The organism is Lentilactobacillus sp. TOM.63 (assembly GCF_030361045.1).
Lineage (GTDB): Bacteria > Bacillota > Bacilli > Lactobacillales > Lactobacillaceae > Lentilactobacillus > Lentilactobacillus dabitei.
This window is the reverse complement of record NZ_JAUCAP010000020.1, coordinates 21,608-39,810: the sequence shown is the minus strand read 5'-3', so window position 1 is coordinate 39,810 and position 18,203 is coordinate 21,608. Positions and strand designations below refer to the sequence as shown.

General features: G+C 42.3%; 15 protein-coding genes. All 15 read left to right on the top strand.

The window, feature by feature from the left end; all coding sequences use genetic code 11:
- Nucleotides 1–304: 304 nt before the first annotated feature.
- The 15 genes from yfmF (at nt 305) to yajC (ending at nt 18,171) form a co-directional block, all read left to right on the top strand.
- Entirely contained in the window at nt 305–1,585 is a 1,281-nt protein-coding gene (gene yfmF / locus QUF07_RS05775) for an EF-P 5-aminopentanol modification-associated protein YfmF (protein ID WP_217341724.1), read from the top strand.
- Nucleotides 1,572–2,861, top strand: a complete 1,290-nt coding sequence (yfmH, locus tag QUF07_RS05770; protein ID WP_217161390.1) for an EF-P 5-aminopentanol modification-associated protein YfmH — start codon at nt 1,572–1,574, stop codon at nt 2,859–2,861. Before yfmF ends, yfmH begins: the two co-directional genes overlap by 14 nt.
- A gap of 63 nt (nt 2,862–2,924) precedes the next feature.
- A complete protein-coding gene (locus QUF07_RS05765; protein ID WP_289426974.1) occupies nt 2,925–4,001 on the top strand; it encodes a helix-turn-helix domain-containing protein in 1,077 nt (358 codons plus the stop codon).
- Nucleotides 4,002–4,025: 24 nt separating this feature from the next.
- Nucleotides 4,026–4,607: a CDP-diacylglycerol--glycerol-3-phosphate 3-phosphatidyltransferase gene (gene pgsA / locus QUF07_RS05760; RefSeq protein ID WP_217161388.1), complete on the top strand. Its 582-nt coding sequence runs from the start codon at nt 4,026–4,028 to the stop codon at nt 4,605–4,607.
- Between the two features lie 140 nt (nt 4,608–4,747).
- Entirely contained in the window at nt 4,748–5,218 is a 471-nt protein-coding gene (locus QUF07_RS05755; RefSeq protein ID WP_289426973.1) for a nicotinamide-nucleotide amidohydrolase family protein, read from the top strand.
- A gap of 93 nt (nt 5,219–5,311) precedes the next feature.
- Entirely contained in the window at nt 5,312–6,430 is a 1,119-nt protein-coding gene (gene recA, locus QUF07_RS05750; RefSeq protein ID WP_217161386.1) for a recombinase RecA, read from the top strand.
- A 264-nt stretch (nt 6,431–6,694) separates the two neighbouring features.
- Entirely contained in the window at nt 6,695–8,275 is a 1,581-nt protein-coding gene (gene rny / locus QUF07_RS05745) for a ribonuclease Y (protein WP_289426972.1), read from the top strand.
- Nucleotides 8,276–8,357: 82 nt separating this feature from the next.
- Complete coding sequence (locus QUF07_RS05740; RefSeq protein ID WP_217161384.1) at nt 8,358–9,155, top strand: TIGR00282 family metallophosphoesterase; 798 nt, start codon at nt 8,358–8,360, stop codon at nt 9,153–9,155.
- Nucleotides 9,156–9,208: 53 nt separating this feature from the next.
- Entirely contained in the window at nt 9,209–11,806 is a 2,598-nt protein-coding gene (gene mutS, locus QUF07_RS05735) for a DNA mismatch repair protein MutS (protein WP_289426971.1), read from the top strand.
- 10 nt (nt 11,807–11,816) lie between these two features.
- Nucleotides 11,817–13,748: a DNA mismatch repair endonuclease MutL gene (gene mutL, locus QUF07_RS05730; RefSeq protein WP_353960959.1), complete on the top strand. Its 1,932-nt coding sequence runs from the start codon at nt 11,817–11,819 to the stop codon at nt 13,746–13,748.
- A 77-nt stretch (nt 13,749–13,825) separates the two neighbouring features.
- A complete protein-coding gene (ruvA, locus tag QUF07_RS05725; protein WP_217161381.1) occupies nt 13,826–14,425 on the top strand; it encodes a Holliday junction branch migration protein RuvA in 600 nt (199 codons plus the stop codon).
- Nucleotides 14,426–14,441: 16 nt separating this feature from the next.
- Nucleotides 14,442–15,470, top strand: coding sequence for a Holliday junction branch migration DNA helicase RuvB (gene ruvB / locus QUF07_RS05720; protein ID WP_289426969.1), 1,029 nt, complete (start codon nt 14,442–14,444; stop codon nt 15,468–15,470).
- Nucleotides 15,471–15,472: 2 nt separating this feature from the next.
- A complete protein-coding gene (gene queA / locus QUF07_RS05715; RefSeq protein ID WP_217161379.1) occupies nt 15,473–16,513 on the top strand; it encodes a tRNA preQ1(34) S-adenosylmethionine ribosyltransferase-isomerase QueA in 1,041 nt (346 codons plus the stop codon).
- Between the two features lie 32 nt (nt 16,514–16,545).
- Nucleotides 16,546–17,688 carry a tRNA guanosine(34) transglycosylase Tgt gene (gene tgt, locus QUF07_RS05710; protein WP_217161378.1) on the top strand — a complete coding sequence of 381 codons (1,143 nt, stop codon included), beginning with the start codon at nt 16,546–16,548 and terminating at the stop codon, nt 17,686–17,688.
- A 96-nt stretch (nt 17,689–17,784) separates the two neighbouring features.
- A complete protein-coding gene (yajC, locus tag QUF07_RS05705; RefSeq protein ID WP_217161402.1) occupies nt 17,785–18,171 on the top strand; it encodes a preprotein translocase subunit YajC in 387 nt (128 codons plus the stop codon).
- The last annotated feature ends 32 nt before the right edge of the window (nt 18,172–18,203 follow it).

The window sequence follows — 18,203 nt, the reverse complement described above, 5'->3', positions numbered from 1 at the left end:
ACTGTAAAAACTTAAAAAGGCATTCGATTGTGTTATCTGAAGAATAACATGCTCGAATGCCTTTTTGAATACGTCCAGTTATTTAGTGCTTACTTCACATCATAACCAGGAAAGGATAATTGGTTCTAGCCTACCTTTAACCGACGTGAGCGGACTTATTATTCCCCAATTGTTGATGAACTGTGTAAGCGATCGGATATGGATTGTCACTCTCTTTATTTTTTCTTACATTTCCCGAATTATGTTGAGAATTCCATTGATTTATCTTAGTATAAAATCTGTGAATAATTGAGGAGGAAGTTAAGTGGCTTATCAGATTGCCAATGGGGTGCAACTTCAGGTTGTTCCTACGAAAAAATTTAAAAATACCAAAGTTGTGATTAATTTTACATTTCCGACCAATCATCGAAATTTTGCCAAACTTGCTTTATTGGCGGAACTATTAGAGAATGCTTCCGCCAAATATAACAGTGAGATGCTGGTTTCCCGGAAGTTATCTGAGATGTTTGGGGCCAGTTACGGCGTTTCTGTCCTTCGCTATGGTAATCAACATACTCTCCAAATGAAGATGACCTATCCTAATGATCGTTTTTTACCTGGGGATCGGGATTTAACCACCCAAGTGTTTTCTTTTCTGAAAGAAATGATTGAAAATCCACTGGTGAACGAGGGCCAATTTGACGCTGCATACTTCAAGATTCATCAAACCAATATGATCAACTATTTGGATTCGATTGTAGACAACAAGGAATATTATGCCACACTTCAATTACAACAGTTGTATTATCCAAATGATCCAGATCACGGGGCGTTCTTACTGGGAGATGTGGCTTCATTTAAACAGATTACGCCAAAGCAACTCTACACATATTATTTGACTATTCTCAAAACGGCCGAAATTACAATATTGGTCGGGGGCGACGTGGCCACCGACAAGATTCAAACCGAATTGAGTCGATTCCGGAGCTTCGGCGATCGGCAAACGGCCAAATATGAGTTAAGAGTAATTCCAGCTCCGGTTAGTCAAGTTGCAACCGGTGAACAAATCCTGGTTGGATCTCAAAGCATCTTGAGTATGGGGTATCAATTGCCGATTTATTTTGGAGATCAGGATTATTTTTCTGCAATGATTTTCAATCAATTATTTGGCGGCTCTTCACAATCGTTGCTATTTACAAATGTTCGCGAGAAAAAGAGTTTAGCGTATGACATTCATAGCAATTACAACTCGCTCTTTGGGATGGTGACGGTTCAAGCCGGGATCGACCAAAAAAACGAAAAGCAAGTTTCACAAATGGTTCCGCAACAGCTGAATAAAATCATCGCTGGTGATTACGACGACCAACTTCTGGCTGGCATTAAACAAGCACTGATTAATCAACATCGCTCAGAAGGTGATCATTTAGCTGCTTTAATTGATAAGCAGTACCTTCAACAAATTATGGGATTTTCAATTGCTGACACGGAATGGGAATCTCAAGTTAATTCAGTTACTCGCACCGCCATTTCTGCGGTTGCCAAGCAGCTTCAATTACGAGCAGTCTTTACATTAAATAGTGAGGAGGGAACCAATGGAGTCAATTGATTATCCAACCTATCATGAAAAATTATTTGTGAGTCGATTGGCCAATGGAATGATGGTTTACATCCAGCCCAAGCCCGGTTTTAATAAGACGACGGCAATTCTAGGTGTCAATTATGGATCAATCGACCGGTCTTTCCGTGTAAATGGTGAGCAGGTGGTTCAACCCGCCGGGATTGCGCACTTTCTTGAACATAAGATGTTCGATAAAAAAGATTATGATGTTTTTGAACTCTTTAATCAAACCGGTGCCCGATCTAATGCTTATACGAGTTTTACGAAGACTAATTTTTTGTTTTCAACGACTGAATCAGTTCAAGATAATCTCAATATCTTGTTAAATTTCGTTCAAGAGCCCTATTTCACAGCTGAAAAGGTTCAGCGAGAAAAGGGCATCATTGATCAAGAAATTAATATGTACCAAAATGATCCGGACAATCAGGCATATTTCACCACAATTAGCGAACTTTATCCCGATTCTACGTTGGCAATGGATATTGCCGGGACGGTTCAAACAGTTGATCAGATACAGCTCGCTGATGTTCAGCTTGCCTACCAGTCATTCTATCGGCCTGATAATATGTCACTATTCATTACAGGAAAAGTTGATCCAGAAGAAACGTTGGCCTGGATTGAAGCCAACCAACAAACTAAGCCGAAGCAGAAACCGCAAACACTTGAAAGATTAATTGATTTTTCTGAAAATAAGCCAGAGAAAGTTCACCATGTTGACATGAATGTTGCTCGTTCGAAGGCAACGGTCGGTCTTCGCGGAAACGATCCTGTTCCGAGCGGTCGGGCTGGTTTAAGGTATGAAATTGGTGTTTCGATCACGTTTGACCTGTTTTTCGGCGAAAACGCTGGGGAGTATGATAAACTATACCATGATGGAATAATTGATGATTCGTTTTCATGGGAGTTTGAAAACGAACGTGGATTTCATTTTGCGATTCTTGGTTGTGACACGAATCAAACGGTAGCGTTTATCAATAGAATTCGAACAATCATTCATGAAATTCCATCAACAATTTTATCAAAGACCCAAGAATTTCAACTACAAAAGAACGAACAACTTGGAAATTATATTGAAATGATGGATTCTGAAGAGGCGATCAGTGGTCAGTTTGACGGCTTCATTGGGGAACCTGTTACAATATATGATGAGGTTGAGATTTTAAAAGATTTAACCTTGCAAGATGTGGCGGAAATTACCAATGCATTTTTGGATCAAGCAACGATGCAAGAAGTCGTTATTAATACTAATAATGATCATCAATAACTAATAAAAATGTCGTATGATATACTGAATTAAGTGAATAATTAATTGTAATGGAGAATACGTATGAGTGACGAAAAAGATAGTTTAACAATTGGGAAAAACCTGCATGATGCCAGAGTGGCAAAGGGTTATACCCTTGATGACCTGCAAAAAAACACCAAGATCCAGAAGCGTTATTTAATTGCGATTGAAGATAATAATTTTGATGACCTTCCTGGAGAATTCTATGTTCGGGCGTTTGTGAAGCAGTATGCTGATTCTGTTGGTTTGGATGGAACTGAGTTGCTGAGTCAATATGAAGAAAAGCTTCCCGATACTGAAGATCCGGAATATGTTGACCGGGTAAATGATGATAATCCAGAAACTCGATCGGCACAACGAAAAGTGGACCAGCGAAACGAAAAGCTGCGGAGGTATATTCCGATTGCGTCAGTATCTGTTATCGTTTTGATTATTTTGGTTGCGATTTGGGTTGCTGCGGCAAAGAGTACCCGGGACACGTCCAAAACTCAAATTGAGACTTCCAAAGTTTCCGTTTCTGGTAACAAAAATAACAAAGCTAAATCAAGCAGTTCAACAAAGAGTAAAGCTAAAGCCAAGACTCCTAAGAAAAAAGCAATTACTTTTAAGAAAGTGACAGCCTCCGGTAGTGATGTGACCTATCGAGTAAGCGGTGTGAAGGGTAAGACTGCCCTTCGGATTATGACTGCTTCTGCTGCAACCAGCGCATGGACTGCAGTTTCGGCAGATGGCACAACTCTGTGGCAAGCTGCTTTAACTGGTGGAAAGTCACATACGGTTGCCATCCCAAGTGGGACCAGTACTGTTACTGTTAATGCTGGTAACGCTGCCCAGACTTCAATTTACGTCGGCGGCAAAAAGCTTAAGGTAGCAGATCCAGTTGATAATGGATCCAGCCAAGTTAGAGTTATTACATTACAATTTGGTAAGTCGACCGCTGCCCAATCATCAAGCAGCAGTTCTGCAGCGACGAATAGTTCAGCAACCACGACGACCGGTTCAACAGGTACAACAACTGGAACAACGAACGGGACAACTACCGGATCTGCTAGCACGACTACCGGGAATACTGGTACAACTGGAAATACCAACACGTCTGGAACAACAAACGGTTATTAATGAGACTGGCTGGTGGAGGAAAACATGAATTTACCAAATAAATTAACGATCTTTAGAATTATCTTGATTCCGTTTTTCATTCTAATACTTGCCGTACCCATTTTTTCGGGTAGTGTCACGATTGCCGGGACGGTTATTGGGAATGCCCGCTGGGTTGCCACTATTATCTTTATTGTGGCTTCTCTCACTGACTTTTTGGATGGGCAAATTGCTCGCAGAAGGCATTTAGTCACCAACTTTGGGAAATTCGCGGATCCTTTAGCTGATAAAATGCTTGTCATGACTGCCTTTATTTTCCTTGTCGAGATTGGGGAAGTTCCAGCATGGGTGATTGCCATCATCGTCTGTCGGGAATTGGCCGTTACTGGACTAAGATTGATTATTGTTGAAAATAATGGCGCAGTTATTGCTGCTGCTTGGCCCGGAAAGATTAAGACAACGACTCAGATGCTGGCCATTATTCTGCTCTTCTTGAATAACGTTCTCTTTGCGGCCATTAATTTCCCATTAGATCAGATTATGCTGTACACTTGCTTATTCTTCACGATCTATTCTGGCATTGATTATTTCGTTCAGAATCGATCTGTATTTGCAGATTCATTTTAATAGTTTTATCTGAAATCAAAACGAGGTCAATGGTTGGGCAAGCTATTTTGCCATAACCTTGTCCTCGTTTGTTATTTTTCATTGAATTTAAATTTTTGGCACGTATTTTACGTATTTAATAAATGAAAGGGGCAATAGAGATGACACTTGAACAGAAGTTGGTTAATGAATTAATCAAACGACATATCACGATTACTGCAGCAGAGAGTCTGACTGCCGGACAATTTCAGAGCACTCTTGGGAACGTTGCTGGTGTTTCTGAAATATTTGAAGGAGGGTTTGTCACATACTCCAATGAAGTTAAAGAGCAATTATTGAACATTCCCAGCGAAGTGATTGAGGAGAACGGCGTTGTGAGTGAGCCAACCGCAATTTGGATGGCCAATCAGGCTCGTTCAATTATGAAAAAAGATTTAGGTGTATCATTCACTGGCGTAGCGGGTCCGGATGAGCTTGAAAGTAATCCAGCTGGTACCGTTTGGATAGGGATTGCATATGGCACCCAGCAGACTTTTGCCAAAGAATTTCATTTCTCCGGCGAACGAAACGCCATTAGAAAGGCATCGGTTGATGCTGGGCTACAAATGGCGCTTGATGCAATTCATAATTAATCGAACTTTTGTTCCCTTTTTTATTGCTTTTTTCGAAAATCATTAGTATAGTTAGTTGGTAAACTTTTCCGGTAAGGAAATGGGAGGAATTCAATGGCTGACCAAAGAAAAGTAGCTTTAGATAAAGCCTTAAAGAATATTGAAAAAGAATTCGGTAAGGGATCCATCATGAGGATGGGCGACAAAGCCGATACGCAGATTTCGACGGTTCCATCCGGTTCACTTGCACTCGATGAGGCGCTCGGAGTTGGTGGTTATCCTCGTGGAAGAATCGTTGAAGTATATGGACCAGAAAGTTCTGGGAAAACAACGGTTGCTCTTCATGCCGTAGCTGAAGTCCAAAAACGTGGTGGGACAGCTGCGTATATCGATGCTGAAAACGCGCTGGATCCAGTTTACGCGACCCATTTAGGGGTTAACATCGATGATTTGTTACTGTCGCAACCTGATACCGGTGAACAGGGACTGCAAATCACTGATGCTTTGGTGACGAGTGGCGCAGTTGATATTGTTGTCATCGATTCAGTTGCCGCTTTGGTACCTCGGGCCGAAATCGAAGGCGAAATGGGGGATGCCCACGTTGGTCTTCAAGCCCGATTGATGTCACAAGCCCTACGAAAATTATCCGGAACGATTAGCAAGACGAAAACAATTGCGATCTTTATTAATCAGATTCGTGAAAAAGTTGGGGTTATGTTTGGTAATCCAGAAACCACTCCTGGTGGCCGTGCATTGAAATTCTACGCAACCATTCGACTTGAAATTCGTCGTGCTGAACAGATTAAGGACGGCACTAATATCATTGGTAACCGAGTTCGAATTAAAGTGGTGAAGAATAAGGTTGCGCCACCATTCAAACGTGCCGAAGTGGATATTATGTATGGGAAAGGAATTTCTCAATCTGGCGAATTGGTCGATATGGCTGTGGATAAAGATATTATCGATAAGTCCGGTTCTTGGTATTCATACGGTGAAGAACGGATTGGTCAAGGTCGCGAGAACGCTAAATCATACCTTGAGGAACATCAAGATATGTTTAAAGAGGTTGAGAAAAAAGTTCGGGATGCGTATGGAATTCCTGACGATACGGCCCCTGACGAAAAGCCAAAGTCGTCTTCAAAATCAGATGACAAGAAAGCTACGAAGGCTTCTAAAAAATCTGATAGCAAAAACGAAGCAACTGAAAATATTGATTTAAATATTGGTAAGTAGTGCAACATCTATTTACAGCAGAGAAGGCCTTCAGCGATGAGGGCTTTTTTTGTAAACATAATGGTGACGGTGACTTGTATGATACCGTAAAGCAACTTTTTGATATTAAGAACAACTTGTTGCATGCAACTAATTGCCGTTACCGCATAAGATGATTGACACCAGTGCCAACAAACATTAGAATGATAGTTGTGTCAATAATCAAATAACATCTTATAATTGGTTTAGAAAATAATCATTTTATGATGATTTGGAGGTGAAGCCATGAGTATGGCTGGAATAATCCTCGCAATCATCGCTATTATTGTTGTTGGTTTTGTTGGTATTATTAGTTTTGTTATCGGCAAGTCTACACAAAAGAAGATCCAGGAAAAAGATCTTGATGCGGCAAATGGTTCTGCAAAGAACATTCTAGTTGAAGCCAAGAAAAAGGCGGAAACAGTTGTTAAAGAAGCAACTTTGTCAGCTCAGGAAAAGAACCATCGCTATCGTTCTTCAGTTGAAAAAGAACTAAAGAATCGACGAGCGGAGATTCAAAAACAAGAGGATCGTTTGTTGCAGCGAGAAGAGGCTCTTGACCGGAAAGATAGTGCTTTTGAGCGTAGAGAGAGCACCCTTAACCGAAAAGAGCAAAAGATTAATCGTGAACAACAAAACTTAACTACACAACAAGAAGAAGCAAACTCACTTATTCAAAAACGTCAGGCTGAAGTTGAGAAAGTTGCGGCCTTTACTCAAGAAGAGGCCCGTAATCTGATCATTCAAGAGACTAGTGAACAGTTGGCCGATGAGAAAGCCCGGATGGTAAAGGAAAGTTATTACCAGGCTCAATCTGAAGCTGATGAAAATGCTAAGGATCTGATCATTGAAGCAATTCAACAAAGTTCAGCGGATGTGGTTTCCGAAACCACGGTTTCCGTTGTGAGCCTTCCAAATGAAGATATGAAGGGAAGAATCATCGGTCGAGAAGGTCGAAATATCCGGACCTTCGAGACCCTGACTGGAATTGATTTAATCATTGATGATACACCACAAGCTGTGGTATTGAGTGGATTTGATCCAATACGGCGGGAAGTTGCCAAGATGACTTTGGAGAAGCTTATTAAGGACGGCCGGATTCATCCAGCTCGGATTGAAGAGATGGTTGAAAAGAGCCGCAAAGAACTTGATGAGCGGATTCAAGATATTGGTGAAGAAACCCTGTTTGATTTGGGAATTCATTCAATGAGTCCAGAGATGATCAAATTAGTCGGTCAGATGAACTTTAAGATTTTCCATGGTCAGAATTTACTTGGTCATTCAATTGAGGTTGCAAAGTTGACTGGTGCGTTTGCATCAGAATTAGGTGAGGATGTTACTTTAGCTAAACGCGCAGGATTATTACACGATATCGGCAAAGCTGCTAATAATGGGGTTGAAGGCTCACACGTTCAAGTTGGGGTTGACTTAGCCAAGAAGTATCACGAAAGTCCAGTTGTGATTGATGCAATTAAGGGTTATGACGAAGATCATAAACCCGAATCAATCATTGCTGAATTGGTTGCGGTGGCAGGGAAGATTGCTATTTCGCGGCCAGGGGCTCACAGTGATTCACTTGAAAGCTTCGTTCATCGACTTGATAGCCTTGAAAAAATTACCGACAGCTTTGACGAGGTACAAAAGAGCTATGCAATCCAAGCTGGTCGAGAGATCAGGGTGATTGCAAAGCCTGAAGACATTACGGATACTCAAGCAATTGTGCTTGCCCGTAAGATTAAACAAAAGATTGAAACTGAAATGAAGTATCCTGGTCACATTAAGGTTACTGTGATTCGGGAAGTTCGTTCAGTCGAATATGCAAGATAAAAGATCAGGGACTCTGGTCTTTTTTCTTTTATAAATGTTAAACTTATTTCAAACAAACTAGAAAGTATTGAGGAAAAAGTTAATGCGAGTTCTTTTTATTGGTGACGTTGTTGGAAATATGGGCGTTCATATGATTGAAACATATCTACCCAAGCTTAAACAGGAGCTTCGACCACAGGTAACAGTTGTGAACGGTGAAAATGCAACGCCCATGGGCCGAGGAATTACTCAAAGTATCTACAAAAAGATGATGGGTGCGGGCGTTGATGTTGTTACGTTAGGGAATCATGCGTGGAGCAATAATGAAATATTGGACTTTATCGATGACAGCAAACGCCTGATTCGCCCATACAATTTCCCAAAACGGACGACACCGGGAAAAGGGTATACAATGGTCAACGTCAACGGTCATCAACTGGCAGTGCTTAATTTTCAAGGACGGGTTTTCATGGATAATCTGGATGATCCGTTCGCGCTGGCGGATGAATTAGTGACTGAAATCCGCAAAACCACTCACTGTATTTTTATGGACTTTCACGCAGAAGCAACCAGTGAAAAATTAGCCATTGCCCGTTATCTCGACGGCCGGATTTCCGCGATCGTCGGCACGCACACTCATGTGCAAACGAACGATGCCCAAATTTTACCCGAAAAGACCGGCTTTTTGACCGATGCCGGAATGACTGGTCCGGCAGATGGGATGCTGGGCATGAAGCCAGAAAGTGTGATCAACCGATTTTTGAACCAACGGCCTGCCCGATTTGAAGTCTTAGAAACTGGCCGGGGAATTATTTCCGGCTGTTACATCGACATTGACGATAAGACTGGCCATACAACACAAATTAAAACTGTGATGTTAACAGACGACCAAATTAATTAATCACTAAGTTAAACATACTGGGAAAAACGAATTTGATTTAAGGGGACTTATAGGTGGCAAAGCAAGCACAAACACCAATGATGGTACAGTATCAAAAGATTAAGGACCAATATCCGGATGCATTTTTATTTTACCGTCTCGGTGATTTTTATGAGATGTTCAATGAGGATGCAATCAAAGGTTCACAACTTTTGGAATTAACCTTAACTAACCGTAGTCGGAATGCTGAGCACCCGATTCCAATGTGTGGGGTGCCCCATAAAGCCGTCAAAAATTACATTGATATTTTGGTGGACCAGGGGTACAAAGTTGCGATTTGTGAGCAGATGGAAGATCCTCGGTTAACCCAAGGGATGGTTAAACGCGAAGTCATCCAGTTGGTAACACCAGGAACCCAAGTGGACGTTGGCAGCGAAAATGCCAAGACGAATAATTATTTAACGGCCGTGGTTGCGGACAAGTCAGGCCAACAATTTGCTTTTTCATATGTTGATTTGTCGACTGGCGAATTAAAAGTAGCCGAATTGACAACTCAGGCCGAGTTGGTGAACGAATTAGTTTCACTACAAACTAAAGAAACAGTCATTGATCCAGACCTACCAACAACGATTCAGGAGACGATTAAAAAAATAGGCATTCTCCGATCGACCCAAGCGGAAGTGCCAGTCAATTCTTCGGTCAGCTACCTTAGCCAGGACGTTGATAATCCACTCATGAGGCGTGTTTTAAAGATGTTGCTGGATTATATCCAAGCCACTCAAAAACGCAGCCTGAGCCATCTTAAGCGGGCTGTCGTGTACGAACCGTCCGACTTCCTGGAGATGGATCACAATTCGCAATATAATCTTGAATTGATCAAAAATATTCGAACCGGCAAAAAAGCCGGAACGTTGCTTTGGTTATTGGACCAGACCAAGACTGCAATGGGTGGGCGAAAATTAAAACAATGGATTGAACGACCACTTGTCAATGCTAATGAGATTAATGAGCGCCACGATGCGGTTGCGGTCCTGCTTGATCATTATTATGAGCGAAACCAGCTCCAAGACGAACTCGTGAAGGTGTACGATTTGGAGCGTTTGGCAGGCAGAATCGCCTTTGGCAGTGTTAACGGCCGTGACTTGATTCAGTTGAAAGCTTCTTTGCAACAGGTGCCAAAGATTAAGTACATTTTGGAACAAATTGCAGACAAAAGTTTTCAAGACATGCTTGAAAAACTCGTTCCACTAGATGATGTTGTTGGCGAAATTGAGTCGGCGATTGTTGAAGAACCCCCGATTTCCGTTACGGATGGTGGGGTTATTAAGGATGGCTTTGATGATCAACTGGACAAGTATCGTGATGCCACTAACAATGGTCAAAAGTGGTTAGCTGAACTTGAGGCTAAGGAACGCAAAATAACGGGTATTAATAATTTGAAAGTCGGCTTTAATCACGTTTTTGGATATTATATTGAAGTCACCAGGGTCAATTTGAGCAAAATACCCGCAGATCGTTACCAACGCAAACAAACTTTGGCGAACGCAGAAAGATTTTCAACCCCAGAATTAAAAGAAAAAGAAGCCCTGATCTTGGAAGCTGAAGAACAGAGCAAGACTCTGGAATACAAATTATTTGTTAAAATTCGTGAAGACATCAAAAAATCGATTAAGCGAATTCAAGATTTGGCAGATTCGATTGCTTCCGTGGATGTCTTACAAAGTTTTGCAGCCGTTAGTGAGGAATATCGGTTTATTCGACCAACCTTGACAGCTAAACATGAAGTGTCAATCAAAGACGGTCGCCATCCGGTTGTCGAAAAAGTATTAGGTCATCAGCAGTATGTTCCCAATGACGTTACCATGGATGACCACACGAGCGTTCTTTTAATCACCGGGCCCAATATGTCTGGTAAGAGCACCTATATGCGGCAAATGGCATTAGCAGTTATCATGAATCAAATTGGTTGTTTTGTACCTGCTAAGAAGGCAGTGATACCCGTTTTTGATAAAATTTTTACCCGAATTGGCGCTGCTGACGATCTGATTTCTGGAAAAAGTACGTTCATGGTCGAAATGAAAGAAGCCAATGATGCCATCGAGAATGCAACGCCCAACAGTTTGATCTTATTTGATGAAATTGGTCGGGGGACTGCGACTTACGATGGAATGGCATTGGCTCAAGCGATTATTGAGTATGTGCATAACAATATTGGTGCTAAAACGCTATTCTCCACCCATTATCATGAGTTGACAACTCTGGACGAAAGTTTGAAGCAGTTACAAAACGTTCACGTTGGTGCCACCGAGTCAAATGGTGAATTAGTTTTCCTTCACAAAATTCAACCAGGTCCAGCGGATAAATCTTACGGAATTCACGTCGCTAAATTGGCTGGGTTACCAAACAACCTATTGAGCCGGGCAAATGATATACTTACTAAATTAGAGCAGCAGGCGGAAGCCGATCAAAAGCGAAAAGGAAGGCAGCCAAAACCAACCCACCAACCTAAATCGGACACTGAAGAGCAAATCTCACTGTTTCCACTTGAAACGGTTGATGACAACCAAGCTGAAGTGGTTTCTGAGATTAAGCAGCTTGATTTGATGTCGAAAACGCCGATGCAGATTATGAATCAAGTCTATAAATGGCAACAGAAGATAAACAGGGAGTAAGGTGATCTCTTTGAATAAGATTCATGAATTACCATCGATTTTAGCAGACCAAATCGCAGCTGGCGAAGTTGTCGAGCGGCCAGCATCAGTGGTGAAAGAATTAGTTGAAAATTCAATAGATGCCAAAAGTACTGAGATTGATATTACCGTTGAAAATTCCGGCTTAAAGTTGATCAAAGTCGTTGACGACGGCAATGGAATTGACAGTTCCCAAGTCAAGACCGCCTTTTTACGGCATGCGACCAGTAAAATCACCGAGCAGCGGGATCTCTTTCGGGTGCGGACATTAGGCTTTCGTGGTGAAGCTCTCCCTAGTATCAGTTCCGTATCAAATGTGTTGATGAAGACGTCCACTGGTTCAATTGGGACGCAAATTGAATATAAAGGCGGCAAGCTCGTTGAGCAAAAAGCCGCTGAATCTCGTAAGGGAACCACGGTTGAAGTCCGATCGTTATTTTATAATACCCCTGCACGGTTAAAATACTTGAGTTCTCCCAACACTGAACTGGCAAAAATTTCAGACATCGTAAACCGCTTGGCACTGAGTCATCCTGAAGTTGCCTTTTCATTTATTAGTAATGGCCGTGAACTTTTGCGGACGTCTGGAAGGGGCGACTTGAGACAGGTTCTCGGCGCAATTTATGGTGTCAAAACCGTTGCCAAGTTGGCCCCGATTTCTGCGGAAGGCATGGATATTAAGGTAGCTGGTTTTGTGAGTCTGCCAGAATTAACCCGGTCGAGCCGCAATTATATTTCATTGATTTTGAATGGGCGGTTTATTCGTAATTATCCACTCACTAAAGCGGTTATTGAAGGTTATGGGTCAAAATTGATGATCGGCAGGTTCCCAATTGCCGTGGTTAAAGTTGATATCGATCCTGCTTTGATTGATGTCAATGTTCACCCAACCAAACAAGAAGTCCGCATTAGCGATGAACCTGAAATCGGCAAATTAATTGTCGGGGCAATCAAGCAGATGCTTTCAGACAAGCAATTGATTCCTGACGCGACTCGGGATTTTAAGAAGCCATTTAACGTTATGCCAAGACAGTTTGATGTTTCAACAGCGGATCAAGAGCAGACCAATCAACCTTTATTCGAAGCTGATCCTGCCCCCATGGTGACGGCGGATCAGCCTGACGTCACGCCAGTGGTTGTTAAGACAAAGGCTGATTTAAATAGTCCAGCCGTTGCTCAATTTGATGAATTAATGCAGGCAGAACCAAGTGCTGTTCCAATTTTTGAAGATGCTGGGGATCCACCTGTACCGCCTGTTAGTACGCTGAATCGGCAAAAGGAACCTGAACAGTCAGAACTGGTCTCTGAATCTGGTTTTCCAAGCCTGCAATACATTGGTCAAATTCATGGAACCTATTTGGTTGCTGAGTCCCCGGATAGTATGTATTTAGTGGATCAACATGCTGCTCAGGAGCGGATTAACTATGAGCATTATCGAAAGGCAATTGGGGAAGTTTCTGACGATCAGCAAAACTTGTTGGTGCCAATTGTTCTTGACTACTCAACATCTGACTTTCTGTTGATAAATGAACACTTGGATTTGCTGAGGACGCTTGGGATCCATTTGGAACAGTTTGGTCAAAATAGTTTCATTGTCCGTGAACATCCGATGTGGTTTAAGGCTGGTCAAGAAGAGGATACAATCAAAGAAATGATTGACTGGATTTTATCGGATCATAAAATTTCAGTGGCTGCATTTCGAGAAAAAACAGCTATCATGATGAGCTGTAAGCGGGCAATCAAGGCTAATCACCATTTGGATGAGCGGCAAGCCGTTGCCCTTCTCCAACGTTTGCCAGAGTGTGAAAACCCATATAACTGTCCTCATGGCCGCCCAGTACTCGTTAAATTTACCAATGAAGATATTGAAAAAATGTTCAAACGAATTCAAGACCCACACCACACTGACCAAGAGATTCTCTAAGTTTTGTTGTCGTGGTGATCTGTCAATTGTGATACAATTTAACAAGCAAACATACGTTTTTTGAAGAGGAGTTTCTCATGTTCGAGTTTTTTGATGGTTACGTTGTGGATATTAAGCCAACTCACATTGTATTGCTTGTTGGCGGGGTTGGGTATTTAGTGTATGCAGCTGACCCGTTTCAATTTAAAGTCGATAGCAAAACGGCTGTTCGGGTTTATGTTTATCAGTCAGTAAGTGATTCAGCTATTCTCTTATATGGGTTTCATGATATTGAAGATAAGCAATTGTTTGAAAAGTTGATTGCCGTTTCCGGAATTGGACCCAAGAGTGCCTTAGCAATTCTTGCTGGTAATGACCGTGATGGGTTGGTTGCTGCAGTTAAAAGCAAAGATGTCAAGTTTCTGACGAAGTTCCCTGGTGTGGGTAAGAAGACTGCTCAACAGATTATTTTAGATCTGCAGGATAAGTTAAACGATATCGCAACTGATGGGATGATCCCTCAGGAAAAGTCGAGTGCCGCTCCGCAATCCCAAGAATTGACAGATGCCTTATCTGCCCTTCAAGCACTGGGATATGGCGCTAAACAGGTTGACGGAATTGAAAATGACCTTGCAGCCAAAACGGGTCTGTCGACTGACGAATATTTGAGCATGGGCCTTAAATTACTGATGCATTAAAAGGGAGGATGATAATTTGACCGAGCCAAAAGATGATCGACTTATTTCTCCCGATAATGTTGATTCTGAAGAGAGCAGCATCGAAAAGTCACTGCGACCACAAACGTTAAGCGAATATATTGGTCAAGACGACGTTAAAAATAAATTGGGTGTGTATATTAAAGCCGCCAAACAACGGGAAGAATCTCTTGACCACGTTTTGTTGTATGGACCACCAGGATTAGGTAAAACAACTCTGGCCATGGTGATTGCTAATGAAATGGGTGTCAGTATCCGAACCACTAGCGGGCCTGCTGTTGATAAGCCCGGTGATTTGCTTTCTTTGTTAAATGAGCTGCAACCGGGGGATGTCTTGTTTATCGATGAGATCCATCGGTTGCCAAAAGTTGTTGAGGAAATGCTCTATTCTGCAATGGAAGATTTTTACGTTGACATTATCGTTGGTCAGGGATCGGGGGCCCATCCAATTCATTTCCCATTGCCGCCATTTACGCTCATTGGAGCAACGACACAGGCAGGCATGCTGGCTGCACCACTTCGAGATCGGTTTGGTATTGTTGAGCACATGAACTATTACCGGGTTGCTGATCTTGAAGATATTGTTAAACGAACGGCTGACATTTTCCAGATTCCAATCCTCGAGTCCGGTGCCCATGAAATTGCATTAAGATCCCGAGGGACTCCTCGAGTTGCAAACCGACTCCTAAAACGGGTCCGGGATTTCGCTCAAGTTTCTGATCGAGATCACATTGACTTGGAGATTGTCCGTTATGCGCTCGACAAGCTTAAAGTTGATGATTTGGGCTTGGATGACACAGATATTAAGCTATTGAAAACGATGATTCAATATTATGATGGCGGACCGGTTGGTTTGAATACATTGGCGGCAAATATCGGCGAAGAAACCGATACGATTGCAGAAATGTATGAACCATATCTTCTTCAAATTGGATTGATTAAACGGACTGCCAGGGGAAGAATGGTTACACCAAAAGGTTACGATCATTTGAATTACCCAATGCCGAATAAGCACGAAGGGAACTAATTATGAAAACAAATTACACACTTGAAGACTTTGATTATGATCTACCTCATGAATTGATTGCGCAAACACCGATTAAAGATCGCGATGAGTCTCGATTACTGGTTTTGAATAAAGACACTGGTGAGATGCAGGACCGGCATTTCTACAACATTATTGATTACTTAAATCCTGGCGATGCGTTAGTGATGAACGATTCCAAGGTGATGCCTGCGCGAATCTACGGTGTCAAAGCAGATACTGGGGCTAATATGGAAGTCCTTTTGCTGCATAACATTGAGGGAGACCGTTGGGAAACGTTAATGAAACCTGCTAAGCGGGCTAAGGTTGGAACTGTGATCGACTTTGGGGAAGGCCAGTTAAAGGCTGTTGTAACCAAAGAATTGGATCATGGTGGGCGAGAAATTGAATTCAAGTACGAGGGCATTTTCATTGAAATTCTCGAAAAATTAGGTGAGACCCCATTGCCACCATACATTAAAGAGAAGCTGGATGATCCAAATCGCTACCAAACAGTTTACGCCAAGGAAATGGGCTCTGCGGCCGCTCCGACAGCTGGCTTGCACTGGACAAAGGAATTACTCCAGAAGGTTGCTGACAAGGGTGTTCATCTGGTATATTTAACCCTTCACGTGGGACTAGGAACATTTCGGCCTGTTGATGAGGAAAATATCGAAGATCACAAGATGCACAGCGAGTTCTATCGTTTATCTCAAGAAGCGGCCGATACTTTGAATGATGTGCGTCACAACGGTGGCAAAATCGTTGCGACTGGGACAACTTCTATTCGGACGTTGGAGACTGTTGGGACTAAGTTCAACGGTGAAATTCGGCCGGATTCAGGGTGGACAGATATTTTCATCAAGCCTGGCTATCAATGGCAAGTGGTGGACTCATTTATCACCAATTTTCATTTGCCTAAGTCAACGCTTGTTATGCTGGTTGCGTCATTTACTGGCAGGAAAAACATTTTAAATGCGTATGAGCATGCCATCCAAGAAAAGTACCGTTTCTTCAGTTTTGGGGATGCAATGTACATTCATTAACGGCTGATTAGCTCTTGCAAGGAGGACTTTACATGCAACCAGCGATAACTTATCGCTTGATTAAAAAGGAAAAACACACTGGTGCTCGGCTTGGTGAAATCACCACGCCCAACGGGACGTTTAGGACCCCGATCTTTATGCCAGTAGGAACTCAGGCAACGGTTAAAACATTGGCCCCTGAAGAGCTTGATAAAATGGGGGCAACCATTGTTTTGGCCAATACTTATCACTTGTGGTTACGACCTGGTGAAGACATTGTTAAAGAAGCAGGTGGTCTACACAAGTTTATGAATTGGCATAAAGGGCTTTTGACTGATTCGGGTGGTTTTCAAGTGTTCTCGCTTGCCAAAAATCGGGATATCACGGAACAAGGAGTTACATTCAAAAATGAGTTAAATGGTTCCAAGATGTTTCTTTCACCGGAAAAAGCTATTCAAATTGAGAATGATCTGGGTCCAGATATTATGATGAGCCTAGATGAGTGCCCGCCATTCTTTGAATCTTATGATTATGTTAAAAAATCAGTTGAACGGACGAGTCGTTGGGCTGAGCGGGGGTTAAAAGCCCACCGTAATCCTGATACACAGGGACTCTTTGGAATTGTTCAAGGCGCTGGATTTGAGGATCTTAGACAACAATCTGCCAAGGATTTGGTAAGTTTAGATTTCCCAGGTTATTCAATCGGGGGCTTGTCGGTTGGAGAATCCAAGACGGAAATGAATCGGATTTTGGAAGCAACAACGCCATTGTTACCTGAAAATAAACCTCGTTATTTGATGGGGGTCGGCGTGACGGATTCCTTGATTGATGGGGTTATTCGTGGAATTGACATGTTTGACTGTGTGTTGCCAACCAGAATTGCCAGGAATGGGACCGTGATGACTTCCCATGGTCGCTTGGTCGTCAAAAATGCCAAGTTCGCTAGAGATTTCACTCCTTTGGATGATCAGTGCGATTGTTATACCTGCCGTAACTATACGCGGGCATATATTCGTCATTTGATTAAAGCAGACGAAACATTTGGCCTGCGTCTTTGCAGTTATCATAATTTGTATTACTTAATTCACTTGATGAAACGGGTTCAGCAGGCTATTATGGATGATAATTTGCTGGATCTGCGGGCAGAAGTATTTGAGCAGTATGGGTATAATAAACCTAACGCAAAAAACTTTTAGACCTAGACGGTTGACAACTTATTTGGTAAAGTATTCTTATGAAAGTGTGGGTGAAAAATATTGAATGGTTCTTCTAGTAGTTATCTCTCGATCTTAATGATCGTTGCCTTATTTGCATTGATGTATTTCTTGATGATTCGTCCTCAACGAAAGCAGCAGCAAAAGCGTCGGGAACAATTGTCGAAGATTAAACCTGGTGATTCAGTGGTTACAATTGGCCGTTTACACGGTGTTGTTGATGAAATCAACGAAGCCGAAAAGACCGTTACCCTGGACTGTGATGGCATCTACTTGGTTTTTGATTTAAGCGCTGTTGCTCAAATCAAGCAACCGGGGATTGCCCCAGCTACTGCTACAACTGATACGAAGACGAATTCTGCTAAAACAGATGAGGCTCCTGCATCAGATGCAGCTGATGATAAGTCTGCGGCTTCTGACCAAGCAAGCGATTCTGCAGCTGATCAGAATAAAGAAAGTAAGTAAGCTTCAATTACTTGGGTTGGTACCGGAACGTG